The organism is Leifsonia sp. 563, assembly GCF_040545055.1.
In the GTDB taxonomy this organism is placed as follows: Bacteria; Actinomycetota; Actinomycetes; order Actinomycetales; family Microbacteriaceae; genus Leifsonia.
In genome coordinates, this window is sequence record NZ_JBEPLE010000004.1 from 1 (window position 1) to 19625 (window position 19625).

The 19625-nt window shown below is 70.8% G+C and carries 12 protein-coding genes; 6 read left to right on the forward strand and 6 right to left on the reverse strand.

Features of this window, described 5'->3' with window-relative positions:
- Positions 1-113: 113 nt before the first annotated feature.
- On the reverse strand, positions 114-1214 hold the full coding sequence (gene mnmA / locus ABIC47_RS12710) for a tRNA 2-thiouridine(34) synthase MnmA (protein ID WP_354480884.1): 1101 nt from the start codon (positions 1212-1214) through the stop codon (positions 114-116).
- A 117-nt stretch (positions 1215-1331) separates the two neighbouring features.
- Positions 1332-2513 carry a cysteine desulfurase family protein gene (locus ABIC47_RS12715; protein WP_354480886.1) on the reverse strand — a complete coding sequence of 394 codons (1182 nt, stop codon included), beginning with the start codon at positions 2511-2513 and terminating at the stop codon, positions 1332-1334.
- Between the two features lie 45 nt (positions 2514-2558).
- On the opposite strand from ABIC47_RS12715, the gene glgX reads away from it, so the two are divergent.
- Genes glgX through ABIC47_RS12730 form a run of 3 tightly spaced genes read left to right on the forward strand, consistent with a single transcriptional unit; the run spans position 2559 to position 5607 of the window.
- A complete protein-coding gene (gene glgX, locus ABIC47_RS12720) occupies positions 2559-4637 on the forward strand; it encodes a glycogen debranching protein GlgX (RefSeq protein ID WP_354480887.1) in 2079 nt (692 codons plus the stop codon).
- Positions 4637-5125, forward strand: a complete 489-nt coding sequence (gene ybaK / locus ABIC47_RS12725) for a Cys-tRNA(Pro) deacylase (protein ID WP_354480888.1) — start codon at positions 4637-4639, stop codon at positions 5123-5125. Before glgX ends, ybaK begins: the two co-directional genes overlap by 1 nt.
- A complete protein-coding gene (locus ABIC47_RS12730; protein ID WP_354480890.1) occupies positions 5122-5607 on the forward strand; it encodes a GNAT family N-acetyltransferase in 486 nt (161 codons plus the stop codon). Before ybaK ends, ABIC47_RS12730 begins: the two co-directional genes overlap by 4 nt.
- A 134-nt stretch (positions 5608-5741) precedes the next feature.
- Here ABIC47_RS12730 and glgP read toward each other — a convergent pair whose 3' ends face one another.
- A complete protein-coding gene (gene glgP / locus ABIC47_RS12735) occupies positions 5742-8315 on the reverse strand; it encodes an alpha-glucan family phosphorylase (protein ID WP_354480892.1) in 2574 nt (857 codons plus the stop codon).
- 58 nt (positions 8316-8373) lie between these two features.
- Here glgP and ABIC47_RS12740 point away from each other — a divergent pair, with 58 nt between their 5' ends.
- Complete coding sequence (locus tag ABIC47_RS12740; protein WP_502910245.1) at positions 8374-10440, forward strand: alpha-1,4-glucan--maltose-1-phosphate maltosyltransferase; 2067 nt, start codon at positions 8374-8376, stop codon at positions 10438-10440.
- 31 nt (positions 10441-10471) lie between these two features.
- A complete protein-coding gene (gene glgB, locus ABIC47_RS12745) occupies positions 10472-12679 on the forward strand; it encodes a 1,4-alpha-glucan branching protein GlgB (protein WP_018190717.1) in 2208 nt (735 codons plus the stop codon).
- 22 nt (positions 12680-12701) lie between these two features.
- Here glgB and ABIC47_RS12750 read toward each other — a convergent pair whose 3' ends face one another.
- The 3 genes from ABIC47_RS12750 to ABIC47_RS12760 form a co-directional block, all read right to left on the reverse strand.
- The gene (locus tag ABIC47_RS12750) at positions 12702-13487 is read right to left on the reverse strand and encodes an SDR family oxidoreductase (RefSeq protein ID WP_018190716.1); all 786 of its coding nucleotides are present in this window, start codon (positions 13485-13487) and stop codon (positions 12702-12704) included.
- 82 nt (positions 13488-13569) lie between these two features.
- A complete protein-coding gene (locus ABIC47_RS12755) occupies positions 13570-14532 on the reverse strand; it encodes a tetratricopeptide repeat protein (RefSeq protein ID WP_354480894.1) in 963 nt (320 codons plus the stop codon).
- 156 nt (positions 14533-14688) lie between these two features.
- Positions 14689-16593 (reverse strand): hypothetical protein, encoded by a 1905-nt coding sequence (locus ABIC47_RS12760; RefSeq protein WP_354480896.1) that lies wholly within the window; start codon positions 16591-16593, stop codon positions 14689-14691.
- A 189-nt stretch (positions 16594-16782) separates the two neighbouring features.
- On the opposite strand from ABIC47_RS12760, the gene ABIC47_RS12765 reads away from it, so the two are divergent.
- Positions 16783-19617 (forward strand): DivIVA domain-containing protein, encoded by a 2835-nt coding sequence (locus ABIC47_RS12765; RefSeq protein ID WP_354480898.1) that lies wholly within the window; start codon positions 16783-16785, stop codon positions 19615-19617.
- Positions 19618-19625: the final 8 nt, after the last annotated feature.

Consider the following 19625-nt stretch of genomic DNA (forward strand, 5'->3'; position numbering starts at 1 on the left):
CACCCACCCAGTCCACCCGCTCCACCCCCTCCGCCTTCTATTAACATATTGGCTCGACCTTATGCCCGCCTCCCTGAAGCACCGCTCCCCCACCCCGACGGCGGGGCGGAGGGTCAGGCGGGGACGGCGGAGACGGTGCGGTCGATCGTGGTCTGGCCGAGGACGCGGGTGCCGACGTAGACGACGGCGGTCTGGCCGGGGGCGACGCCGTTCAGGGGCACATCCGGGCGGATGAGGAGCTCGCCGCCGGTGACGGACGCGACGGCGGGCACCGGGTCGGCGTGCGCGCGGATCTGCACCTCGCAGGCGAACGGCGTGGACGGGTCGGCTGGCGGCATCCCGGCCCAGGTGAAGCGCGAGCCGGCGATCTCGGCGATGTCGAGCGCCTCGCGCGGGCCGACGACGACCGTGTTCTCCTTCGGCCGCACCTCCAGGACGAACCGCGGGCGGCCGTCCGGAGACGGGTAGCCGACGTTCAGGCCCTTCCGCTGACCGACCGTGTAGGCGTGCGCACCCTCGTGCGTGCCGAGCCGGTTGCCCTCGCGGTCGACGATGTCGCCCGTCGCGGTGCCGACGCGCTCGGCCAGCCAGCCGCGGGTGTCGCCGTCGGGGATGAAGCAGATGTCGTGCGAGTCCGGCTTGTTCGCGACGCTCAGGCCGCGCGCGGCGGCCTCCGCCCGCACCTCCGCCTTCGACGGAGTCGCGCCGAGGGGGAACATCGCGTGCGCCAGCTGCTCGGCGGTCAGCACGCCGAGCACGTACGACTGGTCCTTCGCCCACGCGCTCGCTCGGTGAAGCTCGCGGTTGCCGTGCTCGTCGGTGACGATGGCCGCGTAGTGGCCGGTGCAGACCGCGTCGAAGCCGAGGTCGAGCGCCTTCTCGAGGAGCGCCGCGAACTTGATGCGCTCGTTGCAGCGCATGCAGGGGTTGGGCGTCCGGCCCGCCGAGTACTCCGCGATGAAGTCGTCGACCACGTCGAGCTTGAAGCGCTCGGAGAAGTCCCAGACGTAGTACGGGATGCCGATGATGTTCGCGGCACGCTGCGCATCCATCGAGTCCTCGATCGTGCAGCAGCCGCGGCTCCCGGTGCGCAGCGTCCCGGGCATCCGGCTCAGCGCCAGGTGCACTCCGACCACGTCGTGCCCCGCTTCGACGGCCCGCGCCGCCGCCACTGCGGAGTCGACACCACCGCTCATCGCCGCCAGAACTTTCACCCGCCGATTCTACCCGCCGCCCACCACGCGAGAGATTTGCGCCAAATCTCGGTTATCGCCGCCGCATAACGACGATTTGCGCCAAATCTCGATCCCCACGGACGAGAACGGCGGACGCTAGCGGCCGAGACGCGGCGCCCGCTCCGCGAGTCCCGCGCGCGATGCCTGCGCGTACGCGCCCGGGAGGGCCGCGAGCAGCGCATCCACGTCGGCGTCCGTCGACCCGCGCCCCAGCGTGAACCGCAGGGCGCTGCGCGCCTCCGTCTCGCCGCGTCCCATCGCGAGCAGCACGTGCGATGGCTCCGGGATGCCCGCCTGGCACGCCGAACCGGTCGACACGGACACGCCCGCGAGATCGAGCAGGAACAGCAGCGAGTCGCCCTGCGCCCCGGGGAAGGTGAAGTGCGCATTCGAGGCGACGCGCTCCCCCGACACCGGATCCGGCCCGCTGAGCACCGCCTCCGGCACCGCCGCGCGCACGCCCGTGATCAGACGGTCGCGCAGCGCGGAGAGCCGCGCCGTCTCCGCTTCGCGCTCCGCCTCCGCCAGCCGGGCGGCGGTTGCGAAGGACACGGCCGCGGCGACGTCCTGCGTCCCGCTGCGCACCTGCCGCTGCTGACCTCCTCCGTGGATGAGCGGGACGACGGTGGATGCGCGGCTCAGCACGAGCGCGCCGATCCCTACCGGTCCGCCGATCTTGTGCGCCGAGACGCTGAGCGCATCCACTCCCAGCCCGGCGAAGTTGATGGGCAGGTGCCCGTACGCGGCCACTGCATCCACATGCACCGGGACGCCCGCCGACCGCGCGACCGCGGCGAGCGCCGAGACGGGCTGGATGGTGCCGACCTCGTTGTTGACCGCCAAGAAAGTCAGCAGAGCAGCGTCGTCTCCCGCGATCCGCTCCGGCACGAGGATGCGGCCGTCACCGTCGAGGGGCAGCCACGAGATCTCGGCCCCCTCGGCGCGCTCCAGCCACTCGACGGTGTCGACCGTGGCGTGGTGCTCCCCTCCGGGGACCAGGATGCGCGGCCGGCTCGCCCCCTCGTTGCGTGCCCAGAACATGCCCTTGATGGCGAGGTTGATCGCCTCCGTGCCGCCGGAGGTGAACACCACCTCGATCGGGTCGGCGCCGAGGCTCGCTGCGACCGTCTCGCGGGCCTCCTCCAGCATCCGCCTGGCCTGCTGCCCCTGACTGTGGATGCTCGACGGGTTGCCGACGACGCCCATGGCCTCGGTGTAGGCGGCGATCGCCTCCGGGCGCATCGGCGTGGTGGCGGCGTGGTCGAGGTAGACCGGCACGGTGCCCTCCGAAGTATCCAGGCGTGTGTCACTACTCTAGATCGCATGACCTCGACCGATCCCCTGCGCAACCTGGGTGTCCGTGTCGGGCCGCACGGGGGTGAGCTGAGGGTCTTCTCGGCCAACGCGGATGCCATGGAGCTGTGCCTGTTCGACCAGCACGACCCGGATTGGCTGGTCAAGACCGTGCCGATGACCCGGGATGCGAACAACGTCTGGGTGGGCCGCTCGCGCTCGCTCACCGTCGGCAGCCGGTACGCCGTCCGCGTGTCCGGCCCGCAGGCGCCCGGCAACCTGTTCGACCCGGAGGCCCTGCTCATCGACCCGTACGCGCGCGGCCTCCTGCACGTGAGCTCGGACGGCTGGCGCTCCGTCGTCGTGGCCGATGGCTTCGACTGGGGCGACGCACGCAAGCCCGGCACCCCGCTCGACCACACGGTCATCTACGAGGCGCATGTGAAGGGCATCAGCCGGCTGAACCCGTCGGTTCCCGAGGAGCTGCGCGGCAGCTACGCCGGGCTCGCGCACGAGTCGACCATCGCCTACCTGAAGGATCTGGGCGTCACCGCGGTCGAGCTGCTGCCCGTTCAGGCCTTCGTGTCGGAGCAGCGCCTGCAGCAGGAGGGCCTCACCAACTACTGGGGCTACAACACCCTGAGCTTCTTCACGCCGCACGGCCCGTACGCGTCGCGCGCTGCGCAGGCGGCCGGCCCGGAGGCCGTCCTCGCCGAGTTCAAGGGCATGGTCAAGCTGCTGCACCTGGCCGGCATCGAGGTGATCCTCGACGTGGTCTACAACCACACGGCCGAAGAGGGCATGGGCGGTCCGCGCACCAGCTTCCGCGGCATCGACAACGCGACCTACTACCGGCACGACGAGACCGGCGCGTACATCGATGTGACGGGATGCGGCAACACGGTCGACTTCGGCGACCCCGTCCCGCAGCGGCTCGTTCTCGACTCGCTCCGCTACTGGGCGAACGAGATGCAGATCGACGGCTTCCGGTTCGACCTGGCGGCGACGCTCGGGCGCGGCACGGACGCGTCGTTCCATCGCGACCATCCACTGCTCCTCGCCGCGGCCGCCGATCCGGCGCTCCAGGGAGTCAAGCTGATCGCCGAGCCGTGGGATGTGGGGCTCGGCGGATGGCAGACCGGCAACTTCCCCGGGCCGTCCGACGGACACGCCGGCTGGTCCGAGTGGAACGACCGCTACCGCGACCGCGTTCGCAACTTCTGGCTCGCCGACATCGCCGAGGCCCGCCGCAACGGGCAGGCGCCGGTCGGCATCGGCGGGTTCGCCACCCGGTTGGCCGGCTCCTCCAACACTTTCTCGCCCGAGCGCGGACCGCTCGCCTCGGTGAACTTCGTCACCGCGCACGACGGCTTCACCATGGCCGACCTCACCGCCTACGACGTCAAGCACAACCTCGGCAACGGCGAGAACAACCGCGACGGAACCGACAACAACCGGTCGTTCAACCACGGCGTGGAGGGCCCGACGACGGATGAGGCCATCCTGCTCATGCGCGGTAAGGCGATCAGGAACCTGCTGGGCACGCTGCTGCTCTCCGCCGGCGTCCCGATGATCACCGCGGGCGACGAGTACGGACGCAGTCAGCGCGGAAACAACAACGCGTACTGCCAGGACAGCGAGCTCACCTGGCTGAGCTGGCTGCGCACACGCGAGCAGCGGGAGCTGTACGACACCACGAAACGGCTGCTGCAGCTGCGGCGCGAGAACCCGGCGCTCCGCCCGAGCCGGTACGCCGTCGACGGGCAGACGACGCCGAACGCCAGCCACATGGACTGGTACGACGCGACGGGTCAGCGCATGGACGACGAGGATTGGAACTCCCCGGAGAACCGCACGCTGCAGTACCTCGCGGCGTCGACGCCCGACAAGGAGGAGTTCAACCGCATCCTGCTCATCGTGCACGGTGTGGAGGACGACGTGGAGGTGTCGCTCCCTGCGGCTCCCGGCGTCACCTCGTACCAACTGCTGTGGGACTCGGCGACCGAGGTCCCGATCCCCGAGGACGCGACCGAGTTCGCCCCCGGCGACACGCGACTCGTCGGAGGCACGTCGATGCAGCTGTACCGGGCGAACGGACCGCGCGTCTGATGGCCCGGCAGAAGGCGCCGGCGGGGACTCCGGCGACTGTTGCGCTGACCGCTGCGGGCATCCCCTTCACCGCGCATCCGTACGAGCACGACCCGGCCGCGCCGTCGTTCGGGCTGGAGGCGGCGGAAGCACTGGGGGTCGAGCCGGACCGCGTGTTCAAGACGCTGCTGGCCGATACGGACCTCGGACTCGTCGTCGGCGTCGTCCCGGTCACCGGGATGCTCGACCTCAAGGCGCTCGCGGCCGCGGTCGGCGCCAAGCGGGCGACCATGGCCGATCCGGCCGTCGCCGAGCGCCGCACCGGCTACGTGGTCGGCGGGATCAGCCCGATCGGTCAGAAGACGCGCCACACCACGGTGGTGGATGAGACGGCGCAGCTGTTCGACACCGTCTTCGTCTCCGGCGGCAAGCGCGGCTTCGATGTGGAGCTCTCCCCCGCCGATCTACTGCGGGCGACCGACGGGACCTTCGGGGCGATCGCGAGATGACCGCGGTGACGGTGCGGCGGGCGACCGTCGACGACGCGCGCGGCATCGCGGAGGTGCACGTCACGGCGTGGCGCGAGGCGTACGCCGGACGGATGCCTGCCGACTTCCTCGCCTCCCTCGATGTCGATCGTCGCGCCGCCGGCTGGTCTCGCATCCTGGAGCGCGGCGAGACCGACGCCTTCGTCGCGGAGCGCGACGGCACGATCGTCGGCTGGGCGACCGCAGGTCGAGGACGCGACGACGACGCGCCGCGCGACCGCGAGCTGGAGGGCATCTACCTGCTCGCGAGCGCCTACGGCTCCGGCGCCGGCCAGCAGCTGCTCGACGCCGCGATCGGCGACGCACCCGCATACCTCTGGGTCATGGACGGCAACGGTCGGGCCGAGGCCTTCTACCGCCGCAACGGCTTCACCCGCGACGGCGCGACCATGACGCATCCCGCCGGCGACGCCACCATCCTCGCCGTCCGCATGACCCGCTGACCCGTCTCACTCCAGCCCCACCGCCCAGCGTCGAGTCCGCCCACCGTCGAGTCCGCAAACTTTGCACGCCGGATGGGACGTGAGCGTGCAATTTGTGCGTACTCGACGGTGGGCGGACGGGACGAGGCGGAGGGTCAGGAGGCGGTGGTCACGAGACCGAGCTCGGCGGGGGTGAGCAGCAGGTCGTTCACCGGCACCACGCGGACCGTGTAGCCGAAGGATCCCGCCCAGCCCAGGCGGACCGTGCCGACGAACTCGTGCGCGACCGACGCGTCGTGCGTACCCGGCACGCCGTTGTCGACGGTCAGCGCCTGCCGGTGCACGTCCGTGAGCTCGTCGCCCTCCTGGCTGCGGCCGTAGACGACCTGCACCTCGACGTCGTCCGGCGAGAGCCCGTTCAGCTGGACCAGGGCGCGCACGTGCAACTCGTCGCCGACCTGCGGCACCGCATCCACTCCGCCCGCGTCCACGTGCGTCACCGCGACGCCGGGCCACGCGGCCTCGACCCGCTGCTTCCAGGCGGCGAGCGACCGCGCCTCGGCGTAGTCGTTCTCGCTCAGCCGGTTCTCGTAGTTGGAGGCCGGGAGGTAGAGCCGCTCGACGTACTCGCGCACCATGCGCTCGGCCGAGAGCGGCGACGACAGCGTGGCCAGCGTGTGGCGGATGCGCGAGACCCACGCGGTCGGAACCCCGTCGCCGTCGCGCTCGTAGAAGCGCGGCGCGATCTGGTGCTCGATCAGGTCGTACATCGCCTCGGCCTCGAGCGCGTCGCGCTCGGCGCCGTCTCCGGCCGCATCTGCGGACGGGATAGCCCAGCCGTTCTCGCCGTCGTAGAACTCGTTCCACCAGCCGTCGAGGATCGACAGGTTGAGCGCGCCGTTGAGGGCCGCCTTCATGCCGGACGTCCCGCACGCCTCCAGCGGTCGCAGCGGATTGTTCAGCCAGACGTCGGTTCCGGGATAGAGCAGCTGCGCCATCCCGATGTCGTAGTCGGGCAGGAACACCATGCGCTGGCGGATGTCCGCCTCGGACGCGAACTGCACGAGTTTCTGGATGAGGCGCTTGCCTTCGTCGTCGGCGGGATGCGACTTGCCGGCGATCACGAACTGCACGGGCCGCTCGGGGTCGGTGAGGATGCGGCGCAGCCGGTCCGGGTCGTGCAGCATGAGCGTGAGCCGCTTGTACGTCGGCACGCGCCGCGCGAAGCCGATGGTGAGGACGTTCGGGTCGAGCAGGTCGCTCATCCACGCCGGCGCGATGCCGCCCGGGTTCTGGTCCTCCCACGCCGCCATGAGACGGCGCCGCGCATCCTGCACCAGCTGCTCGCGCATCCGGGTCCGGACGCCCCACAGGTCGGCGTCGCCCACGGCCGACGCGTTGCCCCAGTCGGCGTGCGTCGTGTCCTCGGTGCCCAGGCGCTCCAGCGCGAGGGCGCGCAGCATCGGGTCGGTCCAGGTGGGCGCGTGGACGCCGTTGGTGACCGAGTCGATCGGCACCTCCTGCGGGTCGAATCCCGGGTAGAGGCCGTTGAACATATGACGGGAGACGTCGCCGTGGAGTTTGGAGACGCCGTTCGCGTGCTGGCCGAGGCGCAGGCCCATGACCGCCATGTTGAACACGTCGGGCGAGCCGCCCGGGTAGTCCTCCGCGCCGAGCGGCAGCACCTGGTCGGCGCTCACGCCCGGAAGGAGGGACGTGGAGAAGTACCGCTGGACCAGCGCCCTGTCGAACCGGTCGATGCCGGCCGGGACCGGCGTGTGCGTCGTGAACACCGTCCCGGCGCGCACGACCTGCAGCGCCTGGTCGAAGGTGAGCCCCTCGCCGATCAGGTCGGAGATGCGCTCCAGCCCGAGGAAGCCGGCGTGCCCCTCGTTGGTGTGGAACACCTCCGCCTCGGGTGCGCCGGTCAGCTCCGTCCACGCCTTCACGGCGCGGACGCCGCCGATGCCGAGCAGCAGCTCCTGCAGGAGCCGGTGCTCACCGCCGCCGCCGTACAGGCGGTCGGTGACCGAGCGCAGGCGCTCCTCGTTGTCGGGGATGTCGGTGTCGAGCAGGAGCAGTTTCACCCGGCCGACCGCCGCCTGCCAGACCCGGGCGTGCAGCACGCCGTCCGGCAGGGCCAGCGAGATCTGGACGGGCGTGCCGTCGGGGTTGCGGAGGACGCTGAGCGGCAGCCCGTCCGGGTCGAGCACCGGGTAGCTCTCCAGCTGCCAGCCGTCGGGCGTGATCGCCTGCGAGAAGTAGCCGGAGCGGTAGAACAGCCCGGCGGCGACGAGCGGCACGCCGAGGTCGCTGGCCGCCTTCAGGTGGTCGCCGGCGAGGATGCCGAGGCCGCCGGAGTACTGCGGCAGGGTCGCGGCGATGCCGAATTCGGGCGAGAAGTAGGCGATGGTCTGCGGCGCGGCATCCCCGAGCGACTGGTACCAGCGCGGGTCGTGGATGTACGCGCGCAGGTCGTCGCGGATGTGGTTCGCCCAGTCGACGTAGCCCTGATCGGCGGCGAGCTCGGCGAGCCGCGACGGCTCGACGGCGCCGAGGAGGGCGATGGGATCATGCCTCACCTGCTGCCACAGCTCGGGTGAGATGCGGGCGAACAGCTCCTTGGTGGGCTCGTGCCAGGACCAGCGGAGGTTGCCTGCGATCTCCTCCAATGCTGAGAGGTTCTCGGGGAGGACGGCGCGGACGGTGAATCTTCGGATGGCCTTCACTCGGTCCACTGTAAACGAGCCTCATGACGGGCGGGTTAATGAGTGTACGGTCGGGTGCGTGGTGAAGAACGCAGCGACCAGGTCATCAGCCGCCGCGACGGAGGCGGCACCCAGCGCCCCGGAACCGGGCCCGTACGAGCCCCTGCTCGGCCGCATCCCTATTCTCGAGCTCTCCCCCCAGGTGGATGAGGGGCTCTGGGCGGCGACCGCGTTCAGCGGGGAGGTCATCCCGTTCCGCGCGACCGCGTTCCGCGAGGGTCACGACAAGATCGGGGTGGACCTCATCCTGCTCGACCCCGCTGGGCAGCAGACCGAGCACCACATGCACCCGCTGACCGCCGGTACCGACCGGTGGGAGGTGCAGGTGCAGCTCGACCAGACCGGTCTCTGGCGCTACCGCGTTCAGGCATACGCCGACGAGTACGCCACCTGGCACCACAACGCCGAGGTGAAGGTCCCGGCCGGGATCGACGTCGAGCTGATGCTGCGGATGGGCCACGACCTCCTGGTCACCGCATCCAAGGACAAGCGCCGCAGCACCGCAGAGCGTCGCCACCTCTCCGAGGCGGCCAAGGTCGTCGCGGACACCAAGCGGCCGGTGGATGAGCGCTTCGCCGCCGCCGTCGACGAGCGCATCCAGCAGGTCCTCACCGAGCGCCCGGTCGTCAGCCTTCCCACTCTCTCGGCCACGCGCGCCATCCAGGTGGAGCGGACCCGCGCGGGGGTCGGCAGCTGGTACGAGTTCTTCCCGCGCTCCGAGGGCGCGAAGCAACTGCCCGACGGCTCCTGGAAGTCGGGCACCTTCCGCACAGCGGCGAAGCGCCTCCCCGAGGTCGCCGCGATGGGCTTCGACGTCGTGTACCTGCCGCCGATCCATCCCATCGGCCGCACGTTCCGCAAGGGTCCCAACAACACGCTCGACGCCGGCGAGAACGACCCCGGTTCGCCGTGGGCGATCGGCAGCGCTGAGGGCGGCCACGACGCCATCCACCCGGATCTCGGCACCGAGAAGGACTTCGTCTTCTTCCTCGGCAAGGCGAAGCAGGCCGGTCTCGAGGTCGCCCTCGACCTCGCCCTGCAGGCCTCGCCCGACCACCCCTGGGTGACCGAGCATCCGGAGTGGTTCACGACCCTCCCCGACGGCACCATCGCGTACGCCGAGAACCCGCCGAAGAAGTACCAGGACATCTACCCCATCAACTTCGACAACGACTACGAGGGGCTCCGGCAGGAGGTGCTGCGCATCGTGCGGCACTGGATGTCGCTGGGCGTCCGCATCTTCCGCGTCGACAACCCGCACACCAAGCCGCTGCACTTCTGGGAGTGGCTCATCCACACGGTCAACGCGACCGACCCGGATGTGGTGTTCCTCGCCGAGGCGTTCACCCGTCCTGCAATCCTCCGCACCCTGGCGAAGGCCGGATTCCAGCAGTCGTACACGTACTTCACGTGGCGCAACACGAAGGAGGAGCTCGAGGAGTTCCTCCACTCGCTCGCGCACGAGACCGCTGACTACCTGCGGCCGAACCTGTTCGTGAACACACCGGACATCCTCACCGAGTACCTGCAGTTCGGCGGGCCGGCCGCATTCAAGGTGCGCGCCGCCATCGCCGCGACCGCAGCGCCCACCTGGGGCGTCTACTCCGGCTACGAACTGTTCGAGAACGTCGCCCGGCCCGGCGCCGAGGAGTACATCGACAACGAGAAGTACGAGTACCGCCCGCGCGACTACGCCAGGGCGCAGTCGCAGGGCCGCTCGCTCGCGGGCTACCTGACCATGCTGAACCGGGCGCGCAGCGAGCACCCGGCGCTGCGGCAGCTGCGCAACCTGCACCTCCACTACAGCGAGGACGACAGCATCCTCGTCTACTCGAAGTACCTCGACGGCAAGTTCACCCGCACGGGCAAGCCGGATGCGGTGATCGTGGTCGCCAACGTCGACCCGCACTCGGTGCGCGAGACGATCGTGCACCTCGACGTGACCGCGCTCGGCCTCCCGCTCGGCTCCCAGTTCGAGGTGAAGGACCGGGTGACCGGCCAGCGCTGGACCTGGGGCGCCGACGACTACGTGCGCCTGGACGCATTCACCGAGCCCGTGCACATCCTGGCCGTCCGACCGCTCTGACCGACCAGAAGACAACCTGAGGAGTACCGCCATGTCCCCGATCCCCGAAGGTGCCGCCGCCGTCGACCTGCCCACCCTGGACGACGCGCTGCTCGCGGCCGTCGCGACGGGCAGCCACCACGACCCGCACACGGTCCTCGGCCAGCACCAGGTCGCGGCGCCGGGGGTGGCCGACCCGATCACGGTCATCCGGGCGCTCCGCCCGCTTGCGACCGAGGTCTTCGCGGTGCTGCCCAACGGCGCCCACATCGAACTGGCGCACGTCGGCCACGGCATCTGGCAGGGAATCGACATCGTCGGTCCTGGCGCGTACCTGATCGAGGCGCGCTACGACGACGGGAGCACGTGGACCGCCGACGACCCGTACCGCTTCCTGCCGACCATCGGCCAGCTCGACCTGCACCTGATCGGCGAGGGCCGGCACGAGACGCTGTGGACGGCGCTGGGCGCGCACGTGCGCGACCTCGGCGGCGTCGTCGGGACGGCGTTCACCGTCTGGGCGCCGCACGCCCGCGCCGTCCGCGTGGTCGGCGACTTCAACGGCTGGGACGGCACCCTCCACTCCATGCGCAACATGGGCGCCTCCGGCGTGTGGGAGCTGTTCGTCCCCGGCCTCGGCGAGGGCGAGATCTACAAGTTCGACCTGCTGGCGCAGGACGGCCGCTGGGTCCGCAAGGTCGACCCGATGGCCCAGTTCGCCGAGACGCCGCCCGCGACCGCCTCCCGCATCACCGTCAGCCGCCACGAATGGGCGGACGACGAGTGGATGCGCGGCCGCGCCGAGACGGACCCGCACGCGGGCCCGATGAGCGTCTACGAGCTGCACTTCGCGTCGTGGCGGCCGGGACTCGGCTACCGCGACGCAGCCGACCAGCTGATCGACTACGTCGGAGCCCTCGGCTACACGCACGTGGAGTTCCTTCCGCTCGCCGAGCATCCCTTCGGCGGGTCGTGGGGCTACCAGGTCACCGGCTACTACGCGCCGACGAGCCGCTTCGGCTCCCCGGACGACCTCAAGTACCTCATCGACCGGCTGCACCAGGCGGGCATCGGCGTCATCCTCGACTGGGTGCCCGGGCACTTCCCCAAGGACGACTGGGCGCTCGCCCGCTTCGACGGCCAGCCGCTCTACGAGCACGCCGACCCGCGCCGCGGCGAGCACAAGGACTGGGGCACCTACATCTTCGACTACGGCAACTCGCAGGTGCGCAACTTCCTGGTCGCGAATGCCCTCTACTGGCTCGAGGAGTTCCACATCGACGGCCTGCGGGTCGACGCCGTCGCCTCCATGCTGTACCTCGACTACTCGCGTGCCGACGGCGAGTGGGTGCCCAACATCCACGGCGGCCGCGAGAACCTGGAGGCGATCGGCTTCCTGCAGGAGGTCACCGCGACCGCCTACAAGCGCAACCCGGGCACCGTGATGATCGCCGAGGAGTCGACCAGCTACACCGGTGTGACCGCCCCGACGTCGTCCGGCGGCCTCGGCTTCGGGCTGAAGTGGAACATGGGCTGGATGCACGACTCGCTGCAGTACATGCACGAGGACCCGATGTACCGCAGCTACCACCACAGCGAGATCACGTTCTCGTTCGTGTACGCCTGGAGCGAGAACTTCCTGCTGCCGATCAGCCACGACGAGGTCGTGCACGGCAAGGGCTCCCTGCTGACCAAGATGCCCGGCGACCACTGGCAGCAGCTTGCGAACGTGCGCGCGTTCCTCGCGTACATGTGGGGCCACCCGGGCAAGCAGCTGCTGTTCATGGGTCAAGAGTTCGGCCAGCCGTCCGAGTGGAGCGAGGAACGCGGCCTCGACTGGTGGATCCTCGACCAGCCGGCGCATCAGGGCCTCTGGAACCTCGTCTCGCAGCTGAACGCCCTCTACCGCGAGCACCCGCAGCTGTGGGCGCTGGACAACGAGCCGGCCGGTTTCGAGTGGATCGACGGGTCCGACGCCCAGGGCAACGTCATCGCGTTCCTCCGGAAAGACCGCGACGGCGACCCGATCGTGATGCTGTTCAACTTCTCCGGGGCGCCGCACAGCGGGTACCGCGTCGGGCTGCCGTTCGCCGGCGAGTGGGAGGAGCTGCTCAACACCGATGCCGAGGCCTACGGAGGCTCCGGGGTCGGCAACCTCGGTTCTGTGACGGCGCTCGACGAGCCGTGGATGGGTCGCCCCGCGTCGGCGGTGCTCACGCTTCCGCCGCTCGGCGCCCTCTGGCTGAAACCGCGCCGATAGCCGGGTCGCCGGTCGGCGGCTGTCAGGTGCCGGTCTCGAGCCAGGTGCCGTAGCCGACGCCGTCGACGGCGTGCTCGGGCGCCAGGTTGCGTCCGGCGCGCCACGTCGTCCCGAGCGCGCCGCCCAGCCGGACGGGCAGGATGTAGCGGCGGCTACCGCTGGCCCGCTTGCGCTGCTCGGCCAGGTCGCGTGCCGACTCCACGCGGGGTCCGCCGATGCTGATCACGCTGTCCGGCTCCCCTGCGCCCTCGGCGACGTCGACGAGCACGCGAGCGACATCCGTCACCGCGATGGGCTGGAACCGCACGCCGGAGGGCGACAGGATGGCGCCCAGCGGCCTCCCCCGGTCGAAGATCGCGGTGACGAAGTCGTGGAACTGCGTCGCGCGCACCACCCGGGTGTCGAGCGGCGACTCGAGATAGGCGCGCTCCTGTGCCGCCTTCGCGCGGTAGTAGCCGTACGCCGAGCGGTCGGTGCCGACCACGGAGAGCAGCACGGCACGCTGCACGCCGAAGCGGGCGGCGGTGTGCAGAAGGTTCTGCGCTCCCGTGGCGAAGACGTGGGCCGCCTGCTTGCCGACCGCGTTGCTGGCGTCGATCAGGACGTCGACGCCGTCCACCGCCTCCTCGAGCCCGTCGCCGGTCACGATGTCCGCCGTGACGTAGGTGGCGCCGAGGACGAACCGGTCGGAGTCGTCGTCCGGCACGCGGCGGGCGGCGACGACCACCTGGTGGCCGCGTTCGACGGCTTCGGCGGTCACGGCGCGTCCGGCCAGGCCGGTGCCTCCGATGACGAGCACACGGGACATGCGGGGTCACTCCCTCAGCTTCGACTGCCGGAGATCGCCGGCACGACGATGGGCCGCCGCCCGGTGCCCGGTGGGGACGGGCTCAGTACAGCAGCGAAGCCAGCCTAGCCCTGGCCTTGCCGACACGCGGGTCGTCGACGCCGACGATCTCGAAATAGTCGAGGATGCGCGTGCGCACGGTCTCCTTGCCGCTCGCGTCGAGCTTCGGGAAGAGCGTGAGCAGGCGGTCGAAGGCGTCGTCGACGTGGCCGCCCGAGATGTCGAGGTCGGCGACGCCGAGCTGCGCATCCACGTCGTCGGGCGCCTGCGCCGCGGCCGAGCGGAGTTCGTCGGCGGTGTGGCCGCCGAGTCGTGCCAGGAGGCTCACCTGGGCGAGGCCGGCGACCGCCAGGGTGTCGCGCGGATCCTGCGCGATCGCGGTCTTGTAGGCGCGGATCGCTCCGTCGTAGTCGCCGCGCTCGATGGCGTCGTACGCCTCGGCGTGAAGCGGAGGGAGCGGGGGCTCCGGCGCGGGCTCTGCCGCCGCTGCGTCGGCGTCGGGGGCCGCGCCGCCCTCGACGGTCACGGTGTCGGTCACGCCGTTCTGCGCGGCGAGCTGCAGAAGCTGCTCGAACACGTCAGTGATCTGCGACTCCGGCAGGGCGCCGACGATGAGCTGGACGGGCCGCCCGGCCACGAGCGCGGCGACCGCAGGAACGGACTGAGCCTGGAAGGCCTGTGCCAGCTGGGGGTTGGCATCCACATCCACCTTCACCAGCACCAGACGCCCGCCGAAGCCGGCGACCACGCGGTCGAGGAGGGCCGTGAATTGCTTCCACTGGTCGGACCGCTCGGTGCCGAGGTCGACGACCACCGGCACCCGCATGGACAGGTCGATGAAGTCGTTGAAGTTCGCGTCCGTGCCCTCGAAGTAGAGGCTCGGAAGGGTCAGCGCCCCGGCGGGCGCCTGGCCCTCCGGCGCCTCACCCGCGGGCGGACGGTTGACGAGGGAGCTCAGATCGACAGCTCCGCGCAGGTTCGTGGGCGGCGGCGGGACGTTGCTCATTGTTCCTCCAGATGCGTGCGCACGAGAATCAAGGATACTCGCGTCCCTGCCGCCCTCGCGCGCCCCAGCACCCTCCGCACCCCCGTCGAGTACGCAAAAACTGCACGCTCATCGGTGGGAAAGCGTGCAGTTTGTGCGTACTCGACGGTGGACGGATCAGAGCTGCTTGGCGGAGATCATTCCCTGGGAGAAGCCGAGCAGCGTGATCTTCGCATTTGAGCCCGCGGGCGGCACGTAGAACGCCAGCTGGTAGCCGAACGTGGACTCGATGCCGGTCTTGGACGAGGCGACGCCGGTCAGCGCCGCGGCGGTCGCGCCCGCGCTCACCTCGGCACCGGCCTCGACGACCTTGAGCACCTGCGATTCCTGCAGATCGGTCCAGACGATCGCACCGGAGTCGTTGGTGGCCATGGCCACGTCCGTCCCTGCCCCGGGCTGGCTCGTGAACTCGAGCGATGCGGTCGCGGGGACGGCGGCCTTCTGCTTGGCCTTCCACTCGGCTCCCACCTGGGTGCGCAGGGTGTCGCCCTCCGCGCTGAAAAGGTTCGCGTACTGGCTCTTGTCGCCGTTCATCAGGATGTCGCCGTACGCGGCGGCCACCTTCTGCGGCGGTAGGGCGAGCAGCTTGGAGTCCGGAGGCACGACCGCGGAGCCGATGCTCGCCGGCGCGAGGTTCGGGACCTTTGCCTTGGGCTCGAGCGAGACGGCGTACTCGACCTGATAGTTGTCGCGCGGGGTCTCCTGCACCATGGTGATCGCGATCGGCGCCTGAGCGGTGCCCTTCGCGTCCTTCGGCGTCTCGATGACGGCGGCGACCGTGCGCGGCCAGGCGTCGGTGGCCTGTGGGAGCGACAGGACGATCGGGCTCGCCGGGATGGCCGGCAGCGGCGGCTCGTCGGCCTTCTTCGCGCGGATGGCGTAGTTCGCCTCGCGGAGCTGAAGGGCGGGCCCGGTGAAGCGCTCCTTGGCGAGGTCGGGGCTCGCCTTGGCGTCGGCCTGCGCGGCGGACTCGGAGACGCGCTTCACGATGCGCTCCAGCTGGGGCACCGTGACGGCGGGAGGCAGCTGATCCTTGGCGTCGGGCGCCTCGGTGGCGAGCGGCGTCGCGGTCTTCGTCGGCGTCGTCGCGGCGTCGGTACCCGTGGTGCAGCCCGTCAGCGCAAGGACTCCGGCGAGGGCGGCGGGGATGATGACGCGGGCACGGCGAGTCGAGCGGCGGCCGCGCGGGGTTGTCTCGATCATGGCGGTGGGCTTGTACTTGGGGGCCTTGGGCAGCTTGGGCATCTTCGGTCCGCTCTTCCGGCGGGGGCCGCGCGAGCGGCGGTGCGTGTAGAGACCCCAGAGGTAGAGGGCGATGCCGATGAGGAGCAGGACGATGCCGCCGATGATCAGCGGGAACGCCCACGGGGTGCTGGAGTCGACGGGCCAGGTGACGGTGACGCGCGACGGTGCGGCCTTCGTGCCATCGGAGGCGACGATGACGCTGACGTCGTCGGGGATGTTCATGCGGGTGACCTGGGCGGCCTGGCCGTCGAACTCCTCGAGCCACAGGTCGGAGCCGGCCGGGTTTGGTCCGGCGGTCGTCGCGGCGGTACCGCTCGTCGACCCGGAGGCGGCCCCGGCGGACGCGGACGGAGACGGCGTGGCAGCGGGAGTCGGCGTAGCGGTCGAGCCGGATGCCGCGCCCTCGTCATCCTTCGTGCCGTCGCCCTTCGTGTCGGCCGCCTTCGGCGTCACGTTCTTGGTGGTCAGCTTGCCCGTGGCGGTGCGGTAGCCGACCTCGACGTACTTCTGGTCGTCGAGCCAGGCCTTCACGTCCGCTGTACGGCCGTAAGCCACGACCTGCTTCGCGCCGTCGGGGGCGCCCGTCACGGTCAGCGTCTGCTGGCCGGGGTGCGCGTTCAGCACCGACCCGTCGACGACCACATACCGCGGGTCGCCGGAGACGGAGGTGCCGGCCTCGATGTGGGTCGGCGGAGCGAAGACGGTGCGTTGCGCGATGCCGGCCACGATCATGACCGCGGCGACGACGAACGCGACGATGGCGAGTACGAAACGCAAACAGGACTCCTCGTGTGCCGAAGTTCGGGGGCGGGCACAGTCACACGACGATACCGGACGTGCCTGAAAGGCAGCTAACCCTTGTCTGGACGCTCACGCAGCCCCCCGTGCGGGCGTAGACCCGCGAATTGTAGGATCGACCCGGCACGCGCGCAGCGGGTCGACCCGAATCCCTCAGGAGTAACAACAGTGGCCACCGACGAATCCAACTTCACACAGGTCTTCCGCGGCTACGACAAGGACGAGGTCGACAAGGCCCTGCAGGAGTTGCGGCGCGAGCTCATCAAGTCGAATACGCAGTCCGCGGAGTCGGCGAAGGAGATCAAGCGGCTCCAGGCGCGCATCGAAGACCTCAACGCCGAGATCGAAGAGGTCGGCAGCCCCACCTACTCGGGCCTCGGCACCAAGCTCGAGAACACGCTGCGCGTCGCGGAGGAGCAGTCCACCCGCCTGATCGCCCAGGCCGACATCGACGCCGAGAAGCTTCGCGCCGGCGTCGCCGCCGAGATCGAGAAGGTCAAGAAGGCGGCCGCCGCGCAGGCCGAGCGCATCCTGGCCGACGCGCAGGCGCGCGCCACCACGCTGCTGGAGGATGCGCAGATCGAGTCGGGCGAGCTGCTCGCCAAGACGCGCTCGGACAAGGAGACCCTGCTCAACGACGCCATGCGCGAGGCCGCGGCCATCCGCGGCGCCGTCGCGACGGAGGCCGCCGAGCTGCGTGCCACCAGCAAGCGCGAGGCGGCGGCCGTCCGGGCCGAGGCCGACCGCGAGGCGGCGGAGCTCAAAGCGGTCGCGTCGCGCGAGGCCGAGGCTGCCCGCGCCGAGGCGGCCGAGCTCGACCGCACGATCGCCGCCCGGAAGGCGGAGCTCGAGAACGCCCTCGCCGACGACCGCGCCGCGTTCGAGCGCGAGGCCGCGCAGATCCGTCTCGACCTCGACAAGCGCGTGGCCGAGACCGCCGACCGGCTCGCGGCCGAGGAGGCCGAGACCCGCAACGCGCTGGCCGCCGAGGCCGCCCAGGCGCGCGCAGACCTCGCCGCAGAGGTCGAGGAGCAGCGCTCCTCCCTCGCCGCCGAGGCCGCACAGACCCGCGCGGACCTGGAGAACGAGGACAAGACGACCCGCCTCGCTCTGGCCACCGAAGTCGAGCAGACGAAGAAGGCGCTCGCCGCCGAGGTCGCGCAGACCAAAGCCGCCCTGGCCGCCGAGGTCGAGCAGACCCGCTCGGCCCTCGACGCCGAGGTGACCCGCGCCCGAAGCGCCCTGACCGATGAAGTCGACCGCACGAAGGCCGAGCTCGCCGACGAGGTCACCCGCACGCGTTCCGCCCTCACCGAGGAGGTCGAGCGCACCAAGTCGGAGCTGGAGACCGAGGTCACCACGACGCGCTCCGCGCTCGAGAACGAGGTGACCTCCGCCCGCGCCGCGCTCGAGAACGAGGTCACCACGACCCGATCCACCCTCGCAGAAGAGGTCGAGCGGACTCGCACGCAGCTCGCCGACGACACCCTCCAGACCCGCACCACCCTGGAGAAGGAGACGACGGAGACGCGAGCACGGCTGGAAGCCGACCGCGCCGCGACCGCGGCCCAGCTCGCCGCCGACCGCGAGCAGACGGCGAGCGAACTGGCCGCCGAGGTCGACAGCACGCGCGCCCGCCTGGCCACGGAGGCCGACCGTCAGCGCCGCGAGCTGGAGGCCGAGGCCGCCGAACTGCGCGCGCAGCTCGCCTCCGAGGTGGATGCCGCCCGCACCTCGCTCGCCGACGAGATCGCTCGCGAGCGGAGCGCCGTCGAGGCCGAGCTCACCGCCGAGCGCGCCCGTCTGGCTGCGGAGGTCGAGTCGACGACCTCCGCGCTCGCCGCCGAGGTCGAGCAGACCAAGTCCGCCCTCGAGACCGAGGTCACCACCACCAAGGCCGCACTCGCCGCGGAGGTCGAGCAGACCACGTCCGCCCTGGAAACCGAGGTCACCACGACGAAGTCCGCTCTGACGGATGAGGTGGAGCGGACGCGGACCGAGCTGGCCGCGGAGGTCGACCAGACGAAGAAGGCGCTTGCCGCCGAGGTGGAGCAGACGAAGTCCGCTCTGGAGACCGAGGTCACCACCACGAAGTCCGCGCTTGCCGCCGAGGTCGAGCAGACCAAGAAGGCGCTCGCCGCCGAGGTGGAGCAGACGAAGTCGGCGCTCGCCGCCGAGTCCGAAGAGACGCGCAGCCGGCTCGCGGAGGACGTGCGCCGGACCACGGTCGAGCTCGCCGATCAGCGCGAGGCGACCGCGAACGAGCTCGCCGACCAGCGTGAGCAGCAGCGGCTGGAGCTCGAACGGGATGCGGAGCGCACCCGCGTCGCGCTCGCCGACGAGGCCCAGCAGACGCGGGTCGCCCTCGAGAAGGAGACCGCGGAGGCCCGCGCCGAGGTCGCCCGTGAGACCGCCGAGGCCCGCACGGCGCTCGAGGCCGAGATCGCTCAGCGCACGGCCGAGTTCGAGCAGGAGGCGGCGAACGCCCGCGCCGCGCTCGACAACGAGCTCACGCAGCTGCGCACCTCCACCCTGGAGGAGCTGGATGCGCGCACGCGCGAGATCGCCCAGGCCCGCATCGACCTGGACGTCGAGCTGAAGGCCCGCCGCGACGAGGCCGAGAAGGAGTACCTCACGCGGCACCAGGAGGCGGTCGCCCAGACGCAGAAGTACCTCGACGAGGCCAACGTGCAGCTGGCGGATGCCGTCAAGCGCACCGCGCAGGCGCGTTCCGAAGCCGAGGCGTTCGAGGCGGAGGCCCGTCGCACGGTCACCGAGGCGAGGAAGAAGGCCGAAGATACCGCCACGCAGGTCATCCACGACGCCGAGGAGCGGGCCGCGGCTCTGCTCGAGGAGACGGAGGAGCGTACACAACGCCTCGTGGCGGACGCGGAAGAGCGCCTCGCCCAGATTAGGATTGAGCGCGAGGCTGTGGCCGGGTACTTCGAGAACCTGCGCGGCGTCCTTCAGCAGGCCGAAAGCGTGACTGCCGACCGCGACTGACCCAGGGG